A 23539-nucleotide genomic window follows, 5' to 3' on the forward strand; every position below is an offset into this window, starting at 1 on the left:
ACCTGGCCGTCTTTTTTATTGTCCGCGCCGCATGGGCGCAGCCGGTCACTGCTTAGAAGCGGTAACCGACACCGACACCGATCAGGAGAGGATCGACCTTGACTTCGCTGGCCTTGGCGCCACCGATGAAGACGTCGCTGCGGATCTGCACTTTCTTGATGTCGAAGTTCAGGGACCAGTTTTTATCCAGTTTGTAGTCGACACCGGCTTGCAGCGAGTAGCCCCAGCTGTCGTGCTCCAGGCGGCCGGCGCCGTTCAGCAATTTCACGTCCGAAATATTCGTGTAGTTGATGCCGGCACCCACGTAAGGGCTGAACTGTTTTTCAGGCATGAAGTGGTATTGCAGCGACAGGGTCGGTGGCAAATGCTTGAAGGTACCGATATTGTTACCATCGAGCTTGACGTCATGCTTTTGCGGGTAAGTCAGGATCAGCTCGGCAGCGATATTCGGGGTGAAGAAGTACGAAATATCGATTTCAGGAATCGTCTTGCTGCTGACCGTCAAACGGTCGGATGCGCCGACGCCACCAACAGGAGCAGATTTATCGGCCGGATCGAGGTGCACGGCGCGCGCACGGACCAGCCATGGGCCTTCCTGTGCCATTGCGTTGCTGGCGAATGCGCCGATGGCGGTCAGGACGATTGCTGCTGCAGTTGCGGACTTTTTCATTCTAGTTCCCTCTTTTTGTCGTTAAGTAACGCTGCGAAGTCTAAGATTGCAGTGCAACAAAAACTTTGATCCACATCAAATAGTGCTAGATGGCATCACTAGAGGGATTTTTTCCTTTACCCAGGTCAAGAAAATGCCGCAGCGCGTCAATTCGCCTCGGCAAACACGCTGGCGACCCAGTCGGCAAACACGCGTACGCGTCGCGACAATTGCCGGTGATGGGGATACAGCACGGACACGGGCAGCGGGTCGGGACGCAAGTCCCGCAGCACTTCCACCAGGTCGCCCGCAGCTAGCGCCGATTCAAGGTGATACCGGGGCGCCTGAATCAGGCCCATGCCCGCGCGGCAGCAGGCGTGGTACGCGTCCGCATTGTTGACGGACACCGTGCCCGGCAAGGCCACGCTGTGCCGCTGCCCATCCACCTTGAAATCGAAGGGCCAGACCTTGCCCGTTTGGGCGGAAAAGAAATTGACGGCGCGGTGGCCCGCCAGTTGCGCCAAATTTTCCGGCGTGCCGTGCGCGGCCAGGTAGGCGGGACTGGCGCAGGTAAGCTGTTCGAGCAACGCCACCCTGCGCGCCACCATCGACGAGTCGCCCAGTTCGCCCACGCGCAGCACGCAATCGACGCCTTCGCGCACCAGGTCGACGAGGCGGTCGCCCATGCCGATTTCCAGTTCGATCAAGGGATAGCGGGCGCAGAACTGGTCCAGCACGGGCATGACGAAATGCATGGCCAGGGTCGCGTGCAAGTCGATGCGCAGCTTGCCGGCCGGCTGCTGCGCCGCCGAGGAAAACACGGCTTCCGTTTCTTCCAGGTCCGCCAGCAAGCGCACGCAGCGCTGGTAATACGCTTCGCCATCGGGCGTGGGCGTGACTTGCCGCGTGGTTCGCTGCAGCAGGCGCACGCGCAGCCGCGCTTCGAGCTGCTTGATCGCATGCGTGACCGTCGCTTTCGGGTAGCCGAGGTCATGCGCCGCCTGCGTGAAACTGCGTAACTCGACGATGCGCGTAAATATCCGCATCGCATCAAATCGGTCCATGCCGTGCTCCATTGTTATTCCCTGGTGCACAGTGTAGCGATTCAACGGGTATTTTTCGATTCTTCATGATAACTGCCGGCACAAGTTGCCCGCCACGCAATCGCCACTTGCGCCGATATCACTGGATTGCCGCCTGCCCGCGCAGCATACTATTCCAGCTCACACGATACAAATGAGAATAGTAATGATTATCATTTGCGATATAATGAATGACCTCGCTAGGCGACTACAAAAAAGGAATGGGAGACATGGATATATTGAGGGAACTGCGTGAATCGGGCTTGAAAGTGACCATCCCCCGCTTGCGGATTCTGCAGCTGTTTCAAGAAGGCACGATCAAGCACCTGAGTGCGGACGATGTCTACAAACTCTTGCTGGCCGAAAAAATCGACGTGGGCCTGGCCACCATCTACCGCGTGCTGATGCAGTTTGCCGAAGCGGGCATTCTGTTTCGCCGCCACTTCGAATCGGGCCACGCCGTCTTCGAACTGAACGAAGGCCAGCACCACGACCACCTGGTCTGCACCGGTTGCGGCAAGGTCGATGAATTCGTCGATGAAGGCATCGAGCTGCGCCAGAACGAAATCGCCGCCGAACGGGGCTTCGTGCTGCATGAGCATGCGCTGTCGCTGTACGGCACCTGCGCCGAATGTACGGCGAAGAAAGTCCCGCCGCGCAAGCCCTCCTGAGGCTGCGCGCAAGCTAGCGCCTGGCAAGCCAGCTGCGCTACACTGCGTACGCCGCAGCTCGATAAAAGGACAAGGACAAGCATGTACATCGGAGAAATCGCCCGCCTGGCGGGCACCTCGCCCAAGGCCTTGCGCCACTATGAAGCGCTGGGCTTGCTGGGGGACGTGCGCCGCTCGGGCGTCTATCGCGTCTACACGCAGCAAGACCTGGCGCAAGTCAAATTGATACGCCAGGCGCAGGTCCTGGGCTTCCGCCTGGCCGAACTGCTGCCCGTCCTGGCCGGCGACGACACGGACTGGGCCGCCCTGTCGCAGCACATCGCCGCCAAGCGCGCGCAGGTGCGGCAGGATATCGCCCGCCTGCGCCAGCTCGACGCGCAATTGGCCGACATCGACACGGAAATCGGCGACTGCCTGGCGCGCCAGCGTCTGCAAAAGGCCGCTTGACTCTGCCACTAGGGGCAGGCTTTAGCATGCAAGCTCTTCTTTAACGGACAGCTTGCATCATGACCAAGACGACACCCAAGCGCATTTTGATACTCCTCGGCCACCCGTCCAGCGACAGCTTTTGCGCCGCCCTGGCCGATGCCTACGCCGCCACGGCCCGCAGCGAAGGCCACACCGTGCGCGAGCTGCGCCTGGGCCAGCTCGACTTCGATCCCATCCTGCACGAAGGCTACCGCCAGGTGCAGCCGCTGGAAGCGGACTTGCTGGCCGTGCAGGAAGCCATCAGCTGGGCCGAACACCTGGTGTTCGCCTACCCGATCTGGTGGGGCGGCGCGCCGGCCCTGCTGAAGGGCTTCATCGACCGCGTCTTCCTGCCCGGCTACGCCTTCAAATATCGCCCAGGCAAGGCTTTCCCGGCGCAGCTGCTGTTGGGCCGCACGGCCCAGCTGCTGGTGACGATGGATACGCCGCCCTGGTATTTCCGCTGGGTCTACCACATGCCCGGCATCCACCAGCTGCGCAAGACGACGCTGGAATTTTGCGGCATCAAGCCCGTCAGGGTGGCCAGCTTCGGTCCCATTTTGAACGCCACCGAGCCGCAGCGCGCGCGCTGGCTGGAACAGGCGAAGGCGCTGGCCCGGCGCCTGTAAGTTGCTTGCCATGCAGCCATCTTGCATACGGTTTTGACAAGCTGGTAATCAAGCCGTCACATTCAAAGGCTACCATGATGATATTGCCTGTTTGTCAGTCGCCTTGCTCTCGCGACAACAAGGGTCCGACCGTCATCTAAAGGTAGCCGCTGTGGAGTTTAACGCTTCTCGATTGCATCTTCCCCGTTATCGCACGTCCGTGGCGTCCGACCTGTGCATCGCCACGGAATCCGTGCAGGCCGACGCCAGCAATTTCGCCGTGCTGGAACTGTTCACGGAACGGCGCGACATGATGAGCCTGCCCGTCACGGAACAGCACAAGCCCATCGGCTTGATCAGCCGCAACATCTTCATGTCGCAGATGTCCAAGCCCTTCTATCACGAGGTGTACGGCAAGAAGAGCTGCATCGCCTTCATGGACAAGGAACCGCTGATCGTCGACGGCGCCATGAGCATCGAAGACCTCACCTTCCGCGCCGTCGAAGCGGGCGAGAAGGCGCTGGCCGACGGCTTCATCATCACCGAAGATGGCGCGCTGGCCGGCGTGGGCTTCGGCTTGCAGCTGATGAACGTGGTCGCTACCATGCAGGCGGAAAAGAACCGGCAGATCATGCACAGCATCGATTACGCCAGCGTGATCCAGCGCGCCCTGCTGCGCACCTCCGATGCGGAACTGCGCGCCACCCTGCCCGACGCGCACCTGGAATGGCAGCCGCGCGACGTCGTCGGCGGCGACTTCTACTTTTTCGAACGCCACACGGGCGGCTGGTTCGCCGCCATCGCCGACTGCACGGGCCACGGCGTGCCAGGCGCCTTCATGACCCTGATCGCCTCGTCGGCCCTGAGCCAGGCCCTGCGCGAACTGGGGCCGCACGATCCGGCCGCCCTGATCGGCGCCGTCAGCCGCGCCATCAAGACCTTGCTGGGCCAGGATGGCGCCAGCACCGGCCACCACGCCGGCTCGAATGACGGCATGGATTGTGCCTTTTTGTGCTACGACACGGCCAGCGCCAGCCTGCGTTTCGCGGGGGCGAAACTGGCGCTGCACGTGGTCGCGCCGGGCGAGGACAGCGTGCGCGCCATCGACGGCGCGCGCATGGGCGTGGGCTATGTCGACACGCCGGCCGGCTACTGCTGGCACAACGAGACGCTGGCCATACCCGCCGGCAGCCTGCTGTTCCTCACCACCGACGGCTTGCTCGACCAGATCGGCGGCGCGCGCGACATCGCCTACGGCAAGCGCCGCATGCGCGAGCAGCTGCTGGCGCGACGCCACGCTCCCGCCGGCGACGTGGCGGCGGCCCTGCTGCAGGACAGCGCCGCGTGGCAGGGAGCGCAGCCGCGCCGCGACGACCTGACTTTTTTCTGTTTCCGCCTGTAGTTTTGGCGCCATCGAGCCACCTTATCAACAAGAAACCGGGACACCGGCTAGCCAGGAGCACGGACGTGCTGTACGAAGAATTCAACGAGTTTTGGGATGTGGCACGCAAGCGCAACATCATCTTTTTTTACGTGGGCTATTTCTCGCAGCACGTGGTGAACGCCATTTCCGAAACCATCAAGGCACGCCTCGACACGGCCGGCGCGGCCGGGCCCACGCGGCGGCGCATCTTTTCCTCGTTCATCGAGATGTCGCAAAACATCATGCATTATTCCGCCGACAGCCTGACGCCCGATGCGCAGCTGGACCAGCAGATGCGGCGCGGCTCGTTTTGCATCGGCACGCGCGGCGACAGCTTTTTTCTGCTGTGCGCCAACCCCGTCTCGACGGACAACGTGGCGCAGATCCGCGCCCGCCTGGAGCCGCTGCACACCATGACGATGGAAGAAATCCGCCTGGCCTACAAAAAGGCCTTGCGCGAGGAAGCGCCGGCCGACAGCAAGGGCGCGGGCCTGGGGTTTCTCACCATGGCGCGCGACGCCAGCGAGCCGCTGGAATTCGAATTCGTCCAGGATCCCCAGGAGCCGGGCCACACCATCTTCTGCATCAAAGCCATCATTTGAAAGAGCCGACTCAGGAAAGCATATGCAATTACCGTCACCACTGTTCATCGCCGCGACCCCGAGTTCGCCCGAAATCGACTTCCGTTTCGAGCAGCACACCCTGTCGATCAAGGGCGAGTCGTATCCGGAAAACGCGGCCGCCTTCTATGGCCCGCTGATCGCCGCCGTGCGCGCCTACCTGGAAGGCTGCCGCGATGCTGCCATCACCGTCAACGTCTCGCTGGCCTACTTCAACAGCTCGAGCACGAAGATGCTGTTTACCCTGTTCGACACCCTGAACCAGGCGGCCGTCGATGGCAACCAGGTACGCCTGAACTGGTACCACGACGAGGACGACGACACCATCCTGGAATTCGGCCAGGAGCTGCAGCAGGACTTCACGGCGCTGGACTTCCACGACCATCCCGTGCAGGGCAGCTAGGGCATGCGCGCCGCCCTCTCCGAGTCCGGCCTGGAGCCCGACCTGTTCACCGTGGAAGCGGCGGCGCTGGCTGCCGCGCGCCGCATGCACGCCGACGCCAATGCCTCGGGCGCGGAACAGCGGCGCGTGCTCGGTGAACTGATCGTCCACTACGAGCGGCTGATGCGCGAGACGCGGCGCCTGATCGGCCGCAGCGACCGCGCCGAGCGCGACATGCATCTGCTGAACCGTCAATTGCAAACCCTGGCCGGCCAGCTAGAATACCGTGCCACGCACGACCCGCTGACGGGCGCCCTGAACCGCGGCGCCGTCATCGACCACGCGTCGCGCTGCCTGGCGCAGGGCGACATGGCGCTGATCGTGCTCGATATCGACCTGTTCAAGCAGGTCAACGACGACTTCGGCCACCCGGCCGGCGACGGCGTGATCCAGGCCGTGGTCGACTGCCTGAAGGGGCTATTGGGACAGGAAACGGCCATCGGCCGGGTTGGCGGCGAAGAGTTTTCCGTCGTCTGGCCCACCTCTTCGCGCGACGACGCGGCGCAAGTGGCGCAGCGCATCTGCGAGACGGTCGGCCGCCAGCGCCATGCGGCGCCCATCACGCGCGCCATCACCGTCAGCGTGGGCCTGAGCTGGAACCGTGCCGGCACGCCGTTCGAGACGGCCTACAGCCATGCGGATCAGGCCCTGTACCAGGCCAAGCGCGAAGGACGCAACTGCGTGCGCCAATGGCTGGAGAGCTGAATCAGTGCAGCTGTTCGCGCGCCATGCTGCCGTCGCGGCGCATGGCGGCCGCCGCGCGCTGCATGGCCGCTACCTGCGCCTCGGGCAATTGCTTGTTGCAGGCGAGGTAAGTCTGCACGCGGTTGAAGGTCAGCAGCGGCACCACCTTGCCCTCCCACTCCTTGCCGACGAAAGGCTTGCTGCCCACCGCCATGCCGACGGCCCACAGGTCGATACGCCCCAGCAGCAGCTTTTGCGGATTGAGCCACTCTTGCGTCACGGGCGCCACGTTCATGCCGCGCTGGCGCAGGTAATCGTCGCGCGCGTCGCCGAGCACCGTGCCGATCACCAGGCCGCGCGCATCGGCCAGCGTGCGCAAGGTGAGGTGCCGCTCGGCCAGTCCATACAGTATCCATTCCGCTTCGTTGAGGGGACCGATCCAGCGAAATTGCGCTTCGCGTTCCTGCGTGCGGCTGGTGGAAAAGATGCAGGTGTCGGCTTCGCGCAGCGCCTGCGCATACGCGCGCTTCCACGGCAGCAATTCGATGCTGTAGGCGATACCGGCGCGCGCCATGATGCCGCGCACCTTGAGCGTTTCACGTCCCACGACGACATTGCCTTCCATCATGCTCGATGGCGGCAAATGCTCGCCGACGATGCGCAGGCCGGCCGCCGCGGCCAGCGCCGGCATCAGCAGCGCTGCTGCCAGCAGCCGTGCCATGCTTGCTTGTTTCATGCTTGCTTTCTTCTGCTACAGGGGATTCAAGCCGATGTTACCATCGGCCCGCAGCGGCATCGCCGCATATGGGCAATTCAATCAACTATTTTCGGCAGCGTGGCAACAAGCCAACGCCAGCAGAACGCCATGCGGGAGGGGATGGAAGGAAAGTAACTGGCGGAAAACAGTAGGAGTCGAACCTACGGGAGAACGTCTGACGCCCTCCACCGGGTTTGAAGCCCGGCCACATCACCGGATGAGTGTGCTTTCCGCGGTGCCTGAGCTAGCTGTTGGGCGAGGCTGCCGTATAGGACCACAGCGCTTGCGGGCGCAATAGATGCCCATTGCCAACACGGCGAGTATAACCGACGCGGTCAAAGAATTCCAAGACCTGGATCGCCCGCTTGCGGCCCAGGCCGCTGGCGTCGCGGAAGGTGGCCGCGCCGACGGCGCCCGCACCGGGCGACAGGCTCTCGTCGGTCTCCGCTTTTTCGGTCAGGGTGCGTACCAGTTGCGCCAGCTCGGCCAACGCCGCCTGGTGATAAAACAGGTCGTGCACGACCTGGCTGATCTGGCCTGCCTTGGCAAGTTTGCGCAACAGCCTGCGCGTCTCGTCCTCGGCCAGGCCGAAGCTGCGCGCCAGGTCGCGCGTCCATGGCGGATCGGCCCGCCCCTGCTCCAGCGCGGCCAGCAAGGGTTCGGCCACCGATTGCTCCTGCGGCGTCAATTCCACGCTGTGCGTCGGCAAGTGCAGGCTGGCGCCGCGCGCCAGGATCTCGCCGCGCGCCAGCAAGCCTTCGACCAGATGGCTCCACAAGGCGTCTTCCATCTCCGCGTCGACGATGCGTTTCAGCCGCCACAGTTCCGGCCCCGCCTCGTCGGGTGCGCGCGCGTGGAAATTTTCCAGTGCGGCCAGCACCCGCTCCTGCAGCGCCAGCAACGCCGGCGGCGCCACCAGCAAAGCGTCGCCGCCGCGCAGGGCGATGCGCCGCGTGTCGGGCGGCAGCGCGATGGCCGCCGCCGGCAGCAGGGACAGGCGCACGAGCAGCGACTCGCGCAGCCCCAGCGGGCTTTGCGCCAGCAGGGCCGCATAGTCGCCGTGCGCGATGAAGGCGGCCAGGGCATCGAGCCATGCCAGCCTGGCCGGGCTGCGGCGCTTGCGCGCGGGGCCGAACGGGTCGAGCACCATGCCGCCGCCCACCGTCTGCGTGGCTTGCGCGTTGCGCACGACGAAGCGGTCGCCCGGCACGCCGTGCATGGGCGACTCGAACACCAGCTGTACTCTGCCCGTCTGCCCCGGCGAGAGCGTCTCGCCATCGAGCATCACGGCGCGCGCCAGCTGGTGCGCCGCGCCCAGGTGCACGTGCAGCGGCGACCAGGCTTTCAGCTGCACGCCGGCGTCGGGCAAGAGCGTCAGTTCCACGTCGAGGCGCTCGGAGCACTGCGCCAGCTCGGGCGCGACGATCCAGTTGCCCCGCTCAATGCGCTCGCGGTCAATGCCGGCCAGGTTCAGCGCCAGGCGCTGGCCCGCCATGCCCGTCTCGGCCGCGCGGTTCTGCGCATGGATGCTGCGCACCCGGGCCTGCGCGCCACCGGGCGCCAGCTGCAGCATGTCGCCCACCTGGGCGCGGCCCGCCAGCGCCGTGCCGGTAACGATCGTGCCCTGGCCCGACAAGGTGAACACGCGGTCCACGCCCAGGCGGAACAAACGCCGCTCGTCGCGTTGCGGCAAGCCGCGCGCCACCTGCGTCAGGTGCGCCAGCAAGGCGGCCACGCCGGCATCGTCGTCGCGATGGGCGGCAGTGGGAAAGATCGGGCTGCCCGCCAGCGGCGTGCCCGCCAGCAGCGCTTCGATGTCAAGCTCCACCTGCGCCACGCGGGCGCTGTCGGCGCGGTCGATTTTGGTCAGCGCCACGGCGCCGCGCGTCACACCGAGCAGCTGCAAGATGGCCAGGTGCTCGTGCGTCTGCGGCATGACGCCATCGTCGGCCGCCACCACGAGCAGGGCGAAGTCGATGCCCGTCACGCCGGAAGCCATGGTGCGGATGAATTTTTCGTGGCCCGGCACGTCGATCACGCCCAGCACCGTGCCGTCCGCCAGCGGCAGGTAGGCGTAGCCGAGTTCAATCGAAATGCCGCGCGCCTGCTCTTCCTTCAGGCGGTCCGTGTGCACGCCCGTCAGCGCGCGCGTGAGGGTGGTCTTGCCATGGTCGATATGGCCTGCGGTGCCGACGATCATGCGGACAACTCGGCGAGTTGCGCGATGAAGGCCGTCTCGTGCGCCGCTTCCAGGCAGCGCAGGTCCAGCCACAGAGTGTCCTGGCCGATGCGCCCGATCACGGGGCACGGCAAGGCGCGCAAACGCAGTTCCAGCACACCCAGGGGATTGCTCAGGCGCGAGCCGGGCGCGCTGCGGACGCACAAGCCAAAACTGGGCAGCTGGTCGACGGGCAAGGCGCCGCTGCCGATCTGGCTTTTCATGGCTTCGGCGGTGACCACATAGTCGGCACCGAGTACGCTTTGCAGCAGCGGCAGCACGGTTTCCGCCTGCGTGCGCATGGCGGCGGCGGGACGCGTCAGCAAACGCAAGGTGGTCAGCCGTTCGGCCAGCAAGTCCGGCGCGCGGTACAGCTGCAGCACGGGGGCCAGCGCGGCCAGGGTCAGCTTGCCGACGCGCAGTGCACGTTTCAATGGGTTGCGCTTGATCTTCGCGATCAAGTCTGCCCGCCCGACGATGACGCCGCACTGCGGGCCACCCAGCAATTTGTCGCCGCTGAAGGTCACCAGGTCGGCGCCCGCTGCTATCGTTTCGCGCACCGTCGTTTCATGCGGCAAGCCATATTGCGCCAGGTCGACCAGGGTGCCGCTGCCCAGGTCCACGGCCGTCGGCACGCCATGTTTTACGGCCAGCGGCACGAGTTCGTCGAGCTCCACGCTTTTCGTGAAACCGGTAATCGCGTAATTGCTGCAATGGACCTTCATCAGCAAGGCCGTGTTCTCGTTCACGCCATGCGCGTAATCGGCCAGGTGCGTGCGATTGGTGCTGCCCACTTCGCGCAGCACGGCGCCCGCGCGCGTCATGACGTCGGGGATGCGGAAGGCGCCGCCGATTTCCACCAGCTCGCCGCGCGAGACGACGACCTCCTTGTTCTGCGCCAGGGTATTGAGCATCAGCAGCACGGCGGCCGCGTTGTTGTTGACGATGGTGGCCGCTTCGGCGCCCGTCAGTTCGCGCAGCAATTCCTCGACCAGGTCGTCGCGGTCGCCGCGCTTGCCCGTCTCCAGGTCGAATTCCAGGTTCATCGGCCACTGCAACGCTTCCACCACGGCTTGCACGGCCGTATCGGGCAGCAGTGCGCGGCCCAGGTTCGTGTGCAGCACGGTGCCCGTCAGGTTGAAGACGGCGCGCAGCTGCGGGCGCGCTTGCGCTAGCAGCCGCTCATCCATTTGCGCGGCGATGGCGGCAATCGATGCGCCCTCTTCGCACACTGCGCCCGCCAGCATGGCCGTGCGCAGTTCGGCCAGCACGGCGCGCGCGCAGGCCAGGGTCTGCACGCGGCCATAGCGCGCGATCAGGTCCAGGCAAGCCGCGTCGCCCAGGATGCGGTCGACCGACGGCAGGCGCACGGTTTGCCCCGTCGTCATGACGGCTGATCCGAGCTTTTACCCAGCCACAGCAGCGGATTGCCGCTGGCGCGCTGGTAGCCCGCTTCGCCCACCAGCAGGTCGAGCATCAGGCTGGCCAGATCGTCGGCCAGCGGCTCGACGTTGTAATCGTGTTCCTGGTTGAAGACTTTTCGATAGGTATGGCAGTCGTCGCAGGTTTCCGCGCGCGCCACCTTCTTCGGATCGTTCGCCTTGTTGGGCAGCTTGTCGTCCTTGGCCGTCACGGGGTCGAACGGCTTGGCGTCGGCCGCGTCCAGGCCCTGGTAGGCGATCTTGCCATTCTGTTCGCAGGTCGAGCACTTGACGCGCACCATATGCCATTCGCTTTCGCAAATGCCGCAGTGCAGGTAGCGGTAGCCCTGCGACTGGCCGCCGATGCGGATCACGCTGGCGACCGGATGCGAGCCGCAGACGGGACACAGGGTGCCCGTTTCCAGATCCGGCACGCGCGCGGCGCGCAGTTCGCTGGCCGACACCGACCATAGAATTTGCAGGGCGGCCGCGACGAATGGCGCATGCATGGGATTGAGGTTGTCGCCGTTTTCATCGAGCACGGCATCGGCGCAGGCGTCCAGCGCTGGCGCATCGAGCGCGCGCAGCTGGGCCAGCACCTGGGTCAGGCCGCCGGACAAGGCCGGCTGGCTTGCCGCCGTGGCGGCCAGTTCATCGAGCAGGCTGGCGAAAATGTCGCGCCAGACGGGCGGACGGGCGCCGCTGACGGGCAGCACCGGCATGCGGTGCTGGATGGCGCGGCGCAGCGCGTCGGGATCGGCGGCAGGCACGGCGCCGGGCGCCAGTTTTCCCACCACGGCCGCCTGCGCATCGGCCAGCGCGGCCATCAGCACCAGGTAGCCCTGCATGCCGGCATCGACGGGGATGCCCTTGATGTTACCTTGCGCCAGTTCGCGCAGGCGCAAGGCGCGCGCCGTAAACAGGCTGCCAGGCTGCGGCAGCAGCAGGCGCGGAATCGCGTTGTGGTCCAGGCCTTCGATTTCGCCTGGCTGGAGTATGCGTTGTACCAATGGAGTTTTCCCATCAAAAAAGGGGGCTGTAAAGTATTCTAATCGATATAGTGCAGCGCAAGCCGCAAAGGAAAACCGGGGTCAGTCCCTTCGGGATCGGAATGCGTTCCATTGGAACGCATTCCCCCGGCGGGTCTGACTCCAGCTTTTGCACTTGGGGCAAAACGTACCCTAACTGCCTACTTTCTCGTATTGCGGATCACCGATTCAAACCACTTCGGATGGTGCTTGCGCGCCCAGCCGTAGGTGACGGTGCCGCGCACCATGGCGCCGATCGAGCCCTTGACCCACAGGGCCGCGTAGATGTGCACGATGATGGCGCAGATGATGGCGAACGCGCAACCGGCATGCAGCAAGGCGGCAAAGCGCACCACGTCGATCGGGAAATAGAACGCGAAATACGCGCGCCAGATCACGATGCCCGACAACAGCAAGCCGATCATGCTGGCCAGCAGCACGAAGAACAGGATCTTCTGGCCGGCATTGTATTTGCCGATCTTCGGAAGCTTGTCTTCGCGGTTGTTGAGCACGTCGTCCATCTGCTTCAGCCACTGCTTGTCGCCGTCCTCGAACTTGTTGTGGTGCCAGAAGCGCACCACGAGGATCGCGAACGAGACGAACATCACCAGGCCGGCGAACGGATGCAGAATGCGCGTCCATTGCCCGCCGCCGAACAGATTCGCCAGCCACGCCATCGACGGATGGAACATGGCCAGCCCGGACAGGGCCAACATGACGAAGGTGATGGCCGTGACCCAGTGATTCGTGCGCTCGTTCGGGTTGTAGCGTTCGATCAAGGGATTGCCATCCTTGTCGCGCAGCTTTCCATCATGCAGATCACTGTGGCTCATGGTCTTCCTCCCGTATACGCTTGGCCTCTTCCAGCGCTTCGTGCTCTTCGTCCTTGCTCACTTCGTTCGGACCGACACGCGTGTAATGGAACAGGCCTGCCAGGGCCGTGGCGGCCATGCCAGCCACCGCCAGCGGTTTGGACCAGCCCTTCCAGAAGCCCACCATCGGGCTGATGCGCGGGCGTTCCGGCAAGTTCGAATACAGCTTCGGCTTGTCGGCATGGTGCAGCACGTACATCACGTGCGTGCCGCCCACGCCCAGCGGATCGTACAGGCCCGCGTTCTCGAAACCGCGCGACTTCAGGTCGACGATGCGTTCTTCCGCATGCACCTTCATGTCTTCCTTGGTGCCGAACACGATGGCGCCCGTCGGACATGTTTTCACGCAGGCCGGTTCCTGGCCCACGGCCACGCGGTCCGAGCACAAGGTGCACTTGTAGGCGCGGTCGTCCTTTTTCGAAATGCGGGGCACGTCGAAAGGACAGCCGGCCACGCAGTAGCCGCAGCCGATGCAGTTTTCCTGGTGGAAGTCCACGATGCCATTCGTGTACTGCACGATGGCGCCCGGCGCCGGACAGGCCTTCAGGCAGCCCGGGTCCTCGCAGTGCATGCAGCCGTCCTTGCGGATCAGCCACTCGAGGTTGCCGTCATTATTTTCGTGTTCGGCAAAACGCATCACCGTCCACGATTGCGGCGTCAGGTCCGTCGGATTGTCATAGGTGCCATGGTTTTCGCCGACTTCGTCACGCAAGTCGTTCCATTCCATGCACGCCGTCTGGCAAGCCTTGCAGCCGATGCACTTCGACACATCGATCAGCTTGGCCACGGTGCCCGTCACCGGGCTGCGTGCTTGCGGCGGGGTCACCGTGGTAGCCGACAGGCGCCGGATATCTAAGGATTGCAGTGCCATTATTGAGCTCCCATCATGCTTTTTCCACCTTCACGAGGAAGGACTTGAATTCCGGCGTTTGCGAATTCGCATCCCCCACGCCCGGCGTCAGGGTATTGATCAGATACCCCGGCTTGGCCACACCCGTAAAGCCCCAGTGCAGCGGCAGGCCCACGGTATGCACCGGCTTGCCTTCGATCATCAAAGCCTTGATGCGCTTGGTGACGACGGCCTTGGCGATGATGTGGCCCCGCTTGGAACTGACGCGCACTTCACCGCCGGCAACGACACCGATGCTTTTCGCCAGCTCTTCGCCGATTTCAACGAATTGCTGCGGCTGGATGATGGCATTCAGGCGTGCATGCTTGGTCCAGTAATGAAAATGCTCGGTCAGGCGGTAGCTGGTGGCCACATGCGGATATTCCTCATGCGTGCCGAACATTTTCCGGTCATCGGCGAACACGCGCGCGGCCGGATTGCTGGTCGCTTGCGGGTTTTTCGGATGCATGGGGTTGTAGCCCAGCGGATTTTCAAACGGCTCGTAATGCTCGGGGAACGGACCTTCGGCCATGGCGCCACGCGCAAAGAAACGCGCCACACCCTCGCCCAGCATGATGAACGGACCCATGCCATTTTCCGGCGGTTCATCGACCTTGAAGTCGGGAATATCGGCCCCGCTCCAGTTCGTGCCATTCCACTCGATGAGTTTACGGGTCGGGTCGAAAGGCTTGCCCTTCAAGTCGCACGAAGCGCGGTTGTACAGCACGCGGCGGTTCGCCGGCCACGCCCAGGCCCAGCCCAAGGTCTGGCCGATGCCGGTCGGGTCGCTATTGTCGCGCCGTCCCATCTGGTTGCCCGCCTGCGTCCAGCTGCCGGCGAAGATCCAGCAACCGCTGGTGGTGCTGCCATCGTCGCGCAATTGCGCAAACGAGGCCAGCTGCTCACCCTTCTTCACCAGCAGCTTGGTCGGATCCTTGGGATCGTACAAGTCGGCCAGCGCCTTGCCGTTAAATTCGCGGGCGATTTCTTCGGGCTGCGGGTTATGCGGCTGCGCATAATTCCACGTCAGGTTGACGATAGGATCGGGGAACTTGCCGCCCTCTTTCTGGTACATGCTGCGCATGCGCAGGAACAGGCCCGACATGATCTCGAGGTCGCTGCGCGCCTGGCCCGGCGGTTCGGCCGCCTGCCAGTGCCACTGCAAGACGCGCGAGGAACTCACGAGCGAACCGCGTTCCTCGGCGAAGCAGCTGGTCGGCAGGCGGAACACTTCCGTCATGATCTTGGTCGGATCGACTTCGTGGTACTGCCCGTGCGCCTTCCAGAATTCGCCCGTTTCCACGGCCAGCGGATCCATGATGACGAGGAACTTCAGCTTCGACAGCGCTTCCGTGACCTTCTGCTTGTTCGGCGCGGACGCCAGCACATTGAAGCCCTGGCAGATATAGCCCGTCATCTTGCCTTGATGCATGTTCTCGATCGCTTGCATCAAGTCATACGGCTTGTCGAGCTTTGGCAGGTAGTCGAAGGCGTAGTTATTGTCCGCGGTGGCAAAGTCGCCCCACCACGTCTTCATGAAGCTGACGTGGAATTTGCGGTAATTGCTCCAGTAGCTGAGCTGGTTAGGCCGCAGCGGCTTGGTGGCGCGCGCGGCGATATAGCCATCGAAATCCTGCTCGGACTCGTTCGGCAAGGTCATGTAACCCGGCAACAGGTTCGACATCAGGCCCAGATCGGTCAGACCCTGGATGTTCGAGTGGCCGCGCAAGGCGTTCATGCCGCCGCCGGCGATGCCCATATTGCCCAGCAACAGCTGCACCATGGCGCCCGTGCGGATGGTTTGCGCACCGGTCGAGTGGTGCGTCCAGCCCAGCGCGTACAGGATGGTACCGGCGCGTCCCGGCACGGCGGTCGAAGCCAGGGCTTCCGCCACCTTGTGGAACTTGTCGGCCGACACGCCGCACGTACGTTCGACCATCTCGGTCGTGTAGCGTGCGTAGTGCTTCTTCATCATCTGGTAGACGCAGCGCGGGTGTTCCAGGGTCGGGTCGACCTTGGCATAGCCGTCTTCGCCGATCTCGTAATCCCAGGTGGCCTTGTCGGTGTACTTGCCTTTTTCCTTGTCGAAACCCGAGAACAGGCCGTCCTCGAACGCATAGTCTTCGCGCACGATGAAGGGCATGTCCGTGTAGTTGCGCACGTACTCATGCTGGATCTTGTCGTTCGTCAGCAGATAATTGATGATCGCGCCGAGGAAGACGATGTCCGTGCCGGTACGCGTGGCGCAGTAGTAATCTGCCACGGATGCGGTACGGGTAAAACGCGGATCGACAACGATCAGCTTGGCCTTGTTATGCGCCTTCGCTTCCGTTACCCATTTGAATCCGCAAGGATGTGCTTCTGCTGCATTGCCGCCCATGACCAGGATCACGTCGGCATTCTTGATATCGACCCAATGATTCGTCATCGCGCCACGGCCAAACGTCGGGGCAAGACCTGCCACCGTCGGTCCGTGTCATACACGCGCCTGATTATCAAAGGTCAGCATCCCCATGCTGCGCACTGTCTTGTGGGTCAAATACCCGACCTCATTGCTGCCGGCGGACGCGGCAAGCATGCCGGTGGAGAGCCAGCGGTTGACGGTCTTGCCGTCGGCATTCTTTTCGATCAGATTGGCGTCGCGGTCATCCTTCATCAGGCGCGCGATCTTGTCGAGCGCCACATCCCAGGAGATCGGTTGCCATTCCGTGCCGCCCGGTGCGCGGTATTCGGGCACTTTCAGGCGGTTCGGGCTGTGGATGAAGTCGACCAGGCTGGCGCCTTTCGGGCACAGGGTGCCGCGGTTCACCGGGTGATCGGCATCGCCTTCCACGTGGATGATGCTGGAGACGGCATTTTTCGCGCCGTCGCCCAGCCCATACAGCAGGACGCCGCATCCTACCGAACAGTAGGGACAGGTATTGCGTGTCTCGGTCGTGCGAGACAGCTTGTATTGCCGCACTTCCGCCATCGCCTGGCCCGGTGCGAAACCGAGCAGGGCGAGGCTGGAACCAGCAATGGTCGCGCCAGTTACCCGAAGGAACTGGCGCCTGGACATCTGAACCATATTCAGGCCTCTATGATGTGAGTAAATAAAAGTCATACGGCGTCGTGGTCGTGTCATATCACCAAGATATAAGCACCATGCCTGTGCCGTATGACATCATTTTACCCCTCAATCCCGATCAAGGCTCAGTTCGCCGGAGAAGGTTTCCTTTAGTCAACGTTAATTTGGCGATACCGAACGTTCCCTCTAAACAATGCCAGCCTGCCCCGCGCGCTTGCACATCGCTACCCACCCATGCAAAAAAACCCGCTCGCAAGCGGGTTTTCGGGGGCAGAAAAAGTTACAGGCTGTAGCGCAAGGTCAGCGCCACATTGCGTGGCGCGCCTGGCAAGCTCAGGTTCGGGCTGGAACCGTGACCCGACACGATGTAGCGCGTGTCGCCGATATTGTTGACGTTCAGCTGCACTTCATAGCGGCCCGTGCGGTACGCGGCCATGACGTCGGCCGTCACGTAGCCTGGCAGCACCACCGTGTTGCCCTGATTGGCGAAGCGGCTGCCGACGGCATTCGCGCCACCGCCCACCGTGAAGCCGTGGCCCAGGTCTTTCGTCACCCACAAGTTGGCCATGTTGCGCGCCGTCAAAGTAGCGCGCTTGCCCTTGATGGCGACGGCGCTCGGCGTCGTCGTGCCCGGCGCATTCACGCTGCGGTCGACGGCGATGGAATCGGTGATGGTGGCGTCCAGGTAGGCGTAGCCGGCCATCATTTTCCAGCCATCGTGCAAGTCCGCGTTGAAGGTCAGCTCCAGGCCATCCGTGCGCTGCGTGCCGACCGGCACGATGCGGTTCGTGATCGGGTCGCTGGTCTTGATATTGTCGCGTTCCAGGCGGAACAGGGACACGGTGGCGTTGGCGCGGCCGCCCCACAGGTCGTACTTGGCGCCCACTTCCGTGTTGCGCGTGGTTTCCGGCGCCAGGTCGGCATTATTGGCGGCCAGGGCGAAGTTCTCGCCGCTCGGCTGAAACGAGCGGCTCCACGACGCATAGTACGACTGCGTCGCGCCCGGTTGCCAGACGAGGCCGGCGCGGGGGCTGTAAGCCGAATCCGTGCGCGACAGATTGGCCGTCGTCACACCAAGCGCATTGGCCAGGCGCGACTGCTGCTTGTAGCGGTCGTAGCGCAGGCCGGCCAGCGCCTTCCACTCGTCGTTGATACTGATGGCGTCCTGCACATAGGCAGCGGCCGTGTCATAGGTACCAAAGGTATCGCCGCGCGCGCCCAGCTTGGTCCGGTCGACAACGGGTAGCACGGGATTGAAGATCGACACGGGCTTCGCAGGTGGCAATACAGCGATGGCGGCCCAACTGTTGGCATCCTTGTTTTGCTTGCCGAATTCGGCGCCGTACAGCACTTCATGGCGCAAGGTGCCCGTGACCAGCTTTTGCGTCAGTTCCGTCTGGTTGAACCAGCCGCTTTCGTCACGGTTCAGCTTGGCGTGACCGAGGCTCATCGTGCCCTTGACTTCGTTGACGTTGCCGGAAATATTCGTGTTGTTGCGGTCCAGGTGGTAATCGTAATAACGGAAGGCATTGCGCAACGACAAGCTATCGCTGAACTTGTGCGTCAGGGTGGCGGCCGTGGAGACCACGCGCGACTGGCTGAAGTCCGCATCGCGGGCATTCGCGGCGCCAAAATAGGTGCCCGCATCGACGGCGACGGGACGGCCTTGGTAGGACGGGATGCCGAAGTCCGTCAGGCGACGGTCTTCCAGGTAATCGCCCTGCAGCAGCAATTTGGTGGCGCCGGACAGGCGGATGGCCACGGAAGGCGACAGCGCCGTGCGGTTGATGAATTGCTGGTCGCGGTAGCTGTCCGACAATTCGCGCGCGCCCGTGAAGCGCCAGTCCACCGTCTCGCCGACGCGGCCCACGTCGACTTCGCCGCGGCGCCCTGCCGTGTTGGTCAGGCTCAGGGCCACGTCCGTGATGTCCACGCCCGGCTTTTTGGTGATGCGGTTCACCAGACCACCCGAGGAACCGCGGCCGTACAGCACGGCGGCCGGTCCCTTGATCACTTCCAGGCGCTCCACATTCGACAGGTCGCGAAAATACAGGGCGTCATCGCGGAAGCCGTCGACGAACTGGTCGCCAATGGCCGTGAAGCCGCGGATGAATATCTGGTCGCGCTGGCCGTCGCCTGTGGACAGACCCACGCCGGGGATGTTCTTCATGATGTCCTGGATCGACATGGCGTTCTGGTCGCGGATGACGGCGGCCGGCACCACGTTGATCGTCTGCGGCACGTCGCGCAGGGCCATTTCCGTCTTGGTGCCGCTGGCCGAGGTGGCGGCGACATAGCCATCCTTGTCCTTCGATGCCGTCACGGTGACGGCTGGCAAACTTTCCTGCGCCCAGGCCGCCAATGGCGTGGCGCCGAAGGTCAAGGCGCCCAGTACGGCGATGGTGATCGGTTTGAATCCTGGCTTGCGACGTTGCTGCATACAATTCCCTGGTCGATGTTTTAATACGAATGATTATCATTAGTATTTTATCAGGCAAGCCTGCGTAAAGTAAGCACTTCTGTAAGTGATAGTACTTATGGACTAGGTACTTGATGTAAAAACACAACAGGAAATCAATATCAAAAAATAATTAAAATTGCTTTGAAAAACTATTTCTCTGCGTCAATGCTATACTTGCGGCTTGCTGGACAGCGGTCAGCCTGACCGACATGCCCCTTGCTTCACCTCCAACGCCACGCTCAGCGCGGCGCGCCGCACAGCCATCACGCGGCACCCGAAGACCCCGATCCCCTGCGCCTTGCGGCGCCTGTCCGCCCCTGCTGGCGGCGGCGATCATGACTATTAAACTGTTAGGAATTACATGAAAAACCTGAACATCGGCAGCCGCCTTGGCGTCGGCTTTGCTGTCGTATTGCTGTTGCTTGCCGCCTTGACCATCACCGCCCTCGTGCGCATGCAAACGGCCAGCGACCTGACTTACCGTCTCATCAATACCAGCATCAAGAACCAGCGCATGGTGGCCGAATGGTCGAAGATCATTGAACTCAACAGCGTGCGCGGCGTCGCCTCGTTCGAGATCACCGATCCCGTCGTGCGCGCCAAGATCGAGGAAGACTTGAAAGTCGATGCGGAGCGTTCCAGCAAGCTGCAGGACGACATCGTCGCCTCCCTGCTCAACCCGGCCGTGATCGAGCAATTCAAGGTCGTGCGCAAGGTGCGCACCGACTATGTGACGACGCGCGCACGCGCCTTCAAGATGAAGGCCGACGGCGATATGGCGGGTGCCAAAGTCGTGTTCGACAAGGAAGTCGCGCCGATCACCGTGGCCTATCTGGCCGAAGTCAAGCGCTTTGCCACCATGCAGATCAAGGCGGCCGACGGCGTCGGCAACAGCATCATCGAAGCCTACAGCGGCACCCGCGTCTTCCTGATCACCATGGGCGTGCTGGCCGTGCTGATGGGCATCGGCTTCGCGTGGTGGATCACGCGCTCGATCACTGGCCCCATCCGCGCTGCCGTGAAAGTGGCGGAAACCGTGGCAGCGGGCGACCTGACCAGCACCATCACGGCGCAAGGCCGCGATGAAACGGGCCAGCTGATGCACGCCTTGAAAACCATGAACGACAGCCTCGTCGGCATCGTGGGACAAGTGCGCAGCGGTACCGACACCATCGCCACGGCATCGGCCGAAATCGCCGCCGGCAACCAGGACTTGTCGTCGCGCACAGAACAGCAAGCCAGCTCGCTGGAAGAAACGGCCTCGTCGATGGAAGAACTGACCTCGACCGTCAAGCAAAACGCCGACAATGCGCGCCAGGCAAATAAACTGGCCGGCGACGCGGCCGGCATCGCCAGCCGCGGCGGCGCCGTGGTGGCCGAAGTGGTCGCCACCATGGGCGAGATCAATACCTCGTCGAAGAAAATCGTCGACATCATTTCCGTCATCGACGGCATCGCCTTCCAGACCAACATCCTGGCACTGAACGCAGCCGTGGAAGCGGCGCGCGCCGGCGAACAGGGCCGCGGCTTCGCCGTCGTGGCAACCGAGGTGCGCAACCTGGCGCAACGCTCGGCAGCGGCGGCAAAAGAAATCAAGGGATTGATCGACGACTCCGTGCAAAAAGTCGATGTGGGCACGGACCTGGTCGACAAGGCCGGCAAGACGATGGAAGAAATCGTGCAAAGCATCGGCTTCGTCACGTCCATCATGAGCGAGATCAGCAACGCCAGCGAAGAGCAGAGCGCGGGCATCGAGCAAGTCAACCAGGCCATTTCCGAAATGGATCAAGTGACCCAGCAAAATGCGGCGCTGGTGGAAGAAGCGTCGGCAGCGGCCGAAGCGATGCAGGAACAGGCGAGCGAACTGGCGCAGGTGGTCAGCGTCTTCCGCCTCGATGCCAACGCGGCGGCGACCGACCGTTTCAGCGTGAAAGCGGCACAACGCAGCGCGCCGGCCACTCCGACAACTGCGGCCGCACCAGCCCGCAAGGCCTCGGCCCCTGCCCTGCGCCTGCCCGTGACACGCACCAGCAGCAAGGCAACGGCACCGGCCGAAGGCGAGTGGGAAGAGTTCTAAATTTTCTTCAGCAAGCCCTGCGGCATCAAGCCGCGCGGGCTTGCGCTTGGGCGATCAGTGCCGCCAGTTCGCGCGGCACGGATTGTCCCAGGAATTCCAGCGCCAGCGCTTCCGGATCGATGGCGGCGTCCGCTGGCAAGCCGTGCTCGAAGCCGCCCACCATGGTGCGGCAAAAATGCGGCGATTCCGCCCGCGTTTCCACATACCAGCAACCCGCATGGCCTTGCACGAAGTATTCGCCGATAAAGTAGCCGAGCATGGTTTTCACCCACTGCCAGCTTTCGTCGCGGATGACGATGGTGCGCATGGCCGCGTCGATGTACGGCAGGTATTCGGCCGCATTGGTCAGCACTTCGTGCGCAGGCTGGATGCCCAGGCGTTCGACAAAGTTCACCAGCGATGCGCCCAGCGCGTCATAGTAGGCATCAAAAGCCGTTTGGCTTTGCTGCAATAATTGCTCTTGTTCGTACGACAGCATTCACACTCCACAGACATTCAACAATCCCATATTTTACGCCACGCTCACATCGACACCAGCCCGCTGCAGCAAGGCCTGGTTGCGGGGGGACAAATGCGTCACCTGCAGGTGCTTGCCCGCCTTTTCATAACGCTCATACAAGGCTTCGATGGCGGCGATGGCCGAGTGATCGGCCATGTGCAGATATCGGCAGTCGAGGATGACGCGGGCCGGGTCGGTCGCCGCCTGGAACAGTTCAAGGAAATGCGTGGTCGAGGCAAAAAACAGGGTGCCGTGCGGCAGGTACACGCGCACGCCCGCGCCAGTGTCATCGATATCGGCACGCATGTCGCGCGCATGTTGCCAGGCAAAATTCAAGGCGGCAATCACGATGCCGCACAGCACGGCCAGCGCCAGGTCCGTCAACACCGTGATCACCGTCACGGCGACGATCACCAGCGCATCCTGCAACGGCACCTTGCCCAGCACGCGCAGCGAGCCCCAGGCAAACGTCTGCTGCGCCACGACGAACATCACGCCGACCAAAGCGGCCAGCGGGATGCGCTCGATCAGCGGCGACAGGAACAGGATGAATAGCAGGATCATCACGCCGGCCGTCACGCCCGACAGGCGCGAGCGGCCGCTAGAACTCAGGTTGATCATCGTCTGCCCGATCATGGCGCAGCCGCCCATGCCGCCAAACAGGCCCGAAACGACGTTCGACGCACCGAGTGCGATGCATTCGCGGTTCGGCTGGCCCCGCGTTTCAGTCATCTCATCGGTAAGATTAAAAGTGAGCAAGGTCTCCAGCAAGCCCACCATGGCCATCAGCGCCGCGTACGGAAAGATGATGTGCAAGGTAGCCATGTCCAGCGGCACCGTGGGCCAGTGGAATGCCGGCAAGCCGCCGGCGATATGCGCAAGATCGCCCAGGGTGCGCGTGGGCAGCTGCAAGAAATGGCTGAGCACGCCCACGCCCAGGATGGCCACCAGCGCCGGCGGCACCGCCTTCGTGATGCGCGGCAGCACGTAGACGATGGCCATGGTGAGCAGCACCAGCGCGCTCATCACATACAAAGGGCTGCCTTGCAGCCAGGTTTCGCCTTGCGGCGTGGCCTGACGAAAATGTTCTAGCTGGGCCATGGCGATGACGATGGCCAGGCCATTCACGAAGCCCAGCATCACCGGATATGGCACCATACGGATCAGTTTTCCAAGACGCAAGATGCCGAACAGCGCCATGATGATGCCGCTCAGCACCACGGTCGCCAGCAGATATTGCACGCCATGCTGGGCCACGAGCGCGACGATGACGACGGCCATGGAACCGGCGGCGCCCGAAATCATGCCGGGGCGCCCGCCAAAGATGGCCGTGAATGCGCAAATGATGAAGGCGCCGTACAGGCCCATCAGGGGATTCAGTTGCGCCACGAGAGCAAAGGCGATGCATTCGGGCACCAGCGCGAATGAGGTGGTCAGCCCCGCCAGGACGTTTTTTTGTATGTTCGAGAACCACTCGTCCCGAAAAGTTGCGTTGATCATTGATACACATCCAGGGTCGGAACAGAGAAATGCGCGCGCGATGCACAGTCATCGGGCGCAGCCATGCCAGCGGTCGTCAAAACGAAGCCATGCCGAGGTCGCA

General features: G+C 63.1%; 20 protein-coding genes and 1 tRNA gene. 8 read left to right on the forward strand and 13 right to left on the reverse strand.

The features are described 5' to 3' along the window. Positions 1-52: 52 nt before the first annotated feature. Both OPV09_RS20080 and OPV09_RS20085 read right to left on the reverse strand, forming a co-directional pair. Positions 53-670: an OmpW/AlkL family protein gene (locus OPV09_RS20080; RefSeq protein ID WP_331777903.1), complete on the reverse strand. Its 618-nt coding sequence runs from the start codon at positions 668-670 to the stop codon at positions 53-55. 146 nt (positions 671-816) lie between these two features. Then, positions 817-1713, reverse strand: coding sequence for a LysR family transcriptional regulator (locus tag OPV09_RS20085; RefSeq protein ID WP_338679215.1), 897 nt, complete (start codon positions 1711-1713; stop codon positions 817-819). Positions 1714-1961: 248 nt separating this feature from the next. On the opposite strand from OPV09_RS20085, the gene fur reads away from it, so the two are divergent. The 7 genes from fur (at position 1962) to OPV09_RS20120 (ending at position 6668) form a co-directional block, all read left to right on the forward strand. Next, positions 1962-2402, forward strand: a complete 441-nt coding sequence (fur, locus tag OPV09_RS20090) for a ferric iron uptake transcriptional regulator (protein ID WP_035820181.1) — start codon at positions 1962-1964, stop codon at positions 2400-2402. A gap of 81 nt (positions 2403-2483) precedes the next feature. Beyond that, positions 2484-2849 (forward strand): MerR family transcriptional regulator, encoded by a 366-nt coding sequence (locus tag OPV09_RS20095; RefSeq protein WP_338679216.1) that lies wholly within the window; start codon positions 2484-2486, stop codon positions 2847-2849. Positions 2850-2908: 59 nt separating this feature from the next. Next, positions 2909-3499: an NAD(P)H-dependent oxidoreductase gene (locus OPV09_RS20100; protein ID WP_338679217.1), complete on the forward strand. Its 591-nt coding sequence runs from the start codon at positions 2909-2911 to the stop codon at positions 3497-3499. Positions 3500-3671: 172 nt separating this feature from the next. Further along, complete coding sequence (locus OPV09_RS20105; protein WP_338679218.1) at positions 3672-4880, forward strand: SpoIIE family protein phosphatase; 1209 nt, start codon at positions 3672-3674, stop codon at positions 4878-4880. 65 nt (positions 4881-4945) lie between these two features. Continuing rightward, on the forward strand, positions 4946-5503 hold the full coding sequence (locus tag OPV09_RS20110) for a SiaB family protein kinase (protein ID WP_034756676.1): 558 nt from the start codon (positions 4946-4948) through the stop codon (positions 5501-5503). A gap of 22 nt (positions 5504-5525) precedes the next feature. Beyond that, entirely contained in the window at positions 5526-5924 is a 399-nt protein-coding gene (locus OPV09_RS20115) for a DUF1987 domain-containing protein (RefSeq protein ID WP_338679219.1), read from the forward strand. A 3-nt stretch (positions 5925-5927) separates the two neighbouring features. Beyond that, complete coding sequence (locus OPV09_RS20120) at positions 5928-6668, forward strand: GGDEF domain-containing protein (RefSeq protein WP_070305132.1); 741 nt, start codon at positions 5928-5930, stop codon at positions 6666-6668. A 1-nt stretch (position 6669) separates the two neighbouring features. Here the strand turns inward: OPV09_RS20120 and OPV09_RS20125 are convergent, their stop codons facing one another. The 9 genes from OPV09_RS20125 to OPV09_RS20165 all read right to left on the reverse strand — a co-directional run bounded on the left by OPV09_RS20125 (position 6670) and on the right by OPV09_RS20165 (position 19339). Then, positions 6670-7383, reverse strand: a complete 714-nt coding sequence (locus OPV09_RS20125) for a substrate-binding periplasmic protein (RefSeq protein WP_257620125.1) — start codon at positions 7381-7383, stop codon at positions 6670-6672. 157 nt (positions 7384-7540) lie between these two features. Continuing rightward, positions 7541-7636 (reverse strand) — tRNA-Sec (locus OPV09_RS20130). 12 nt (positions 7637-7648) lie between these two features. After that, positions 7649-9604, reverse strand: a complete 1956-nt coding sequence (gene selB, locus OPV09_RS20135; RefSeq protein ID WP_338679220.1) for a selenocysteine-specific translation elongation factor — start codon at positions 9602-9604, stop codon at positions 7649-7651. After that, positions 9601-11010, reverse strand: a complete 1410-nt coding sequence (selA, locus tag OPV09_RS20140) for an L-seryl-tRNA(Sec) selenium transferase (protein WP_338679221.1) — start codon at positions 11008-11010, stop codon at positions 9601-9603. The genes selB and selA overlap by 4 nt, the downstream gene beginning before the upstream one ends. Then, positions 11007-12053, reverse strand: a complete 1047-nt coding sequence (gene fdhE / locus OPV09_RS20145) for a formate dehydrogenase accessory protein FdhE (protein WP_034756667.1) — start codon at positions 12051-12053, stop codon at positions 11007-11009. Before fdhE ends, selA begins: the two co-directional genes overlap by 4 nt. A 179-nt stretch (positions 12054-12232) precedes the next feature. Further along, positions 12233-12904: a formate dehydrogenase subunit gamma gene (locus OPV09_RS20150; RefSeq protein ID WP_219327313.1), complete on the reverse strand. Its 672-nt coding sequence runs from the start codon at positions 12902-12904 to the stop codon at positions 12233-12235. Continuing rightward, entirely contained in the window at positions 12891-13814 is a 924-nt protein-coding gene (gene fdxH / locus OPV09_RS20155) for a formate dehydrogenase subunit beta (RefSeq protein ID WP_058051309.1), read from the reverse strand. Before fdxH ends, OPV09_RS20150 begins: the two co-directional genes overlap by 14 nt. Before the next feature lie 13 nt (positions 13815-13827). Further along, the gene (gene fdnG / locus OPV09_RS20160; protein WP_152546539.1) at positions 13828-16899 is read right to left on the reverse strand and encodes a formate dehydrogenase-N subunit alpha; all 3072 of its coding nucleotides are present in this window, start codon (positions 16897-16899) and stop codon (positions 13828-13830) included. 280 nt (positions 16900-17179) lie between these two features. After that, positions 17180-19339 (reverse strand): TonB-dependent siderophore receptor, encoded by a 2160-nt coding sequence (locus OPV09_RS20165; RefSeq protein WP_338679222.1) that lies wholly within the window; start codon positions 19337-19339, stop codon positions 17180-17182. Positions 19340-19721: 382 nt separating this feature from the next. Between OPV09_RS20165 and OPV09_RS20170 the strand changes: the two genes are divergently transcribed. Next, on the forward strand, positions 19722-21437 hold the full coding sequence (locus tag OPV09_RS20170; protein ID WP_338679223.1) for a methyl-accepting chemotaxis protein: 1716 nt from the start codon (positions 19722-19724) through the stop codon (positions 21435-21437). 25 nt (positions 21438-21462) lie between these two features. Here the strand turns inward: OPV09_RS20170 and OPV09_RS20175 are convergent, their stop codons facing one another. Then, positions 21463-21915 carry a hypothetical protein gene (locus tag OPV09_RS20175; protein WP_051991793.1) on the reverse strand — a complete coding sequence of 151 codons (453 nt, stop codon included), beginning with the start codon at positions 21913-21915 and terminating at the stop codon, positions 21463-21465. 33 nt (positions 21916-21948) lie between these two features. Then, positions 21949-23436 (reverse strand): SulP family inorganic anion transporter, encoded by a 1488-nt coding sequence (locus OPV09_RS20180; RefSeq protein WP_338679224.1) that lies wholly within the window; start codon positions 23434-23436, stop codon positions 21949-21951. Between the last annotated feature and the right edge of the window lie 103 nt (positions 23437-23539).

The sequence above is a fragment of the Janthinobacterium sp. TB1-E2 genome, assembly GCF_036885605.1.
In the GTDB taxonomy this organism is placed as follows: Bacteria; Pseudomonadota; Gammaproteobacteria; order Burkholderiales; family Burkholderiaceae_D; genus Janthinobacterium; species Janthinobacterium aestuarii.

Coding starts and splice junctions, on each gene's coding strand:
- OPV09_RS20080 (WP_331777903.1), bottom strand. CDS start 670: ATGAAAAAGTCCGCAACTGCAGCAGCAATCGTCCTGACCGCCATCGGC.
- OPV09_RS20085 (WP_338679215.1), bottom strand. CDS start 1,713: ATGGACCGATTTGATGCGATGCGGATATTTACGCGCATCGTCGAGTTA.
- fur (WP_035820181.1), top strand. CDS start 1,962: ATGGATATATTGAGGGAACTGCGTGAATCGGGCTTGAAAGTGACCATC.
- OPV09_RS20095 (WP_338679216.1), top strand. CDS start 2,484: ATGTACATCGGAGAAATCGCCCGCCTGGCGGGCACCTCGCCCAAGGCC.
- OPV09_RS20100 (WP_338679217.1), top strand. CDS start 2,909: ATGACCAAGACGACACCCAAGCGCATTTTGATACTCCTCGGCCACCCG.
- OPV09_RS20115 (WP_338679219.1), top strand. CDS start 5,526: ATGCAATTACCGTCACCACTGTTCATCGCCGCGACCCCGAGTTCGCCC.
- OPV09_RS20120 (WP_070305132.1), top strand. CDS start 5,928: ATGCGCGCCGCCCTCTCCGAGTCCGGCCTGGAGCCCGACCTGTTCACC.
- OPV09_RS20125 (WP_257620125.1), bottom strand. CDS start 7,383: ATGAAACAAGCAAGCATGGCACGGCTGCTGGCAGCAGCGCTGCTGATG.
- selB (WP_338679220.1), bottom strand. CDS start 9,604: ATGATCGTCGGCACCGCAGGCCATATCGACCATGGCAAGACCACCCTC.
- selA (WP_338679221.1), bottom strand. CDS start 11,010: ATGACGACGGGGCAAACCGTGCGCCTGCCGTCGGTCGACCGCATCCTG.
- OPV09_RS20150 (WP_219327313.1), bottom strand. CDS start 12,904: ATGAGCCACAGTGATCTGCATGATGGAAAGCTGCGCGACAAGGATGGC.
- fdxH (WP_058051309.1), bottom strand. CDS start 13,814: ATGGCACTGCAATCCTTAGATATCCGGCGCCTGTCGGCTACCACGGTG.
- OPV09_RS20165 (WP_338679222.1), bottom strand. CDS start 19,339: ATGCAGCAACGTCGCAAGCCAGGATTCAAACCGATCACCATCGCCGTA.
- OPV09_RS20170 (WP_338679223.1), top strand. CDS start 19,722: ATGAAAAACCTGAACATCGGCAGCCGCCTTGGCGTCGGCTTTGCTGTC.
- OPV09_RS20175 (WP_051991793.1), bottom strand. CDS start 21,915: ATGCTGTCGTACGAACAAGAGCAATTATTGCAGCAAAGCCAAACGGCT.
- OPV09_RS20180 (WP_338679224.1), bottom strand. CDS start 23,436: ATGATCAACGCAACTTTTCGGGACGAGTGGTTCTCGAACATACAAAAA.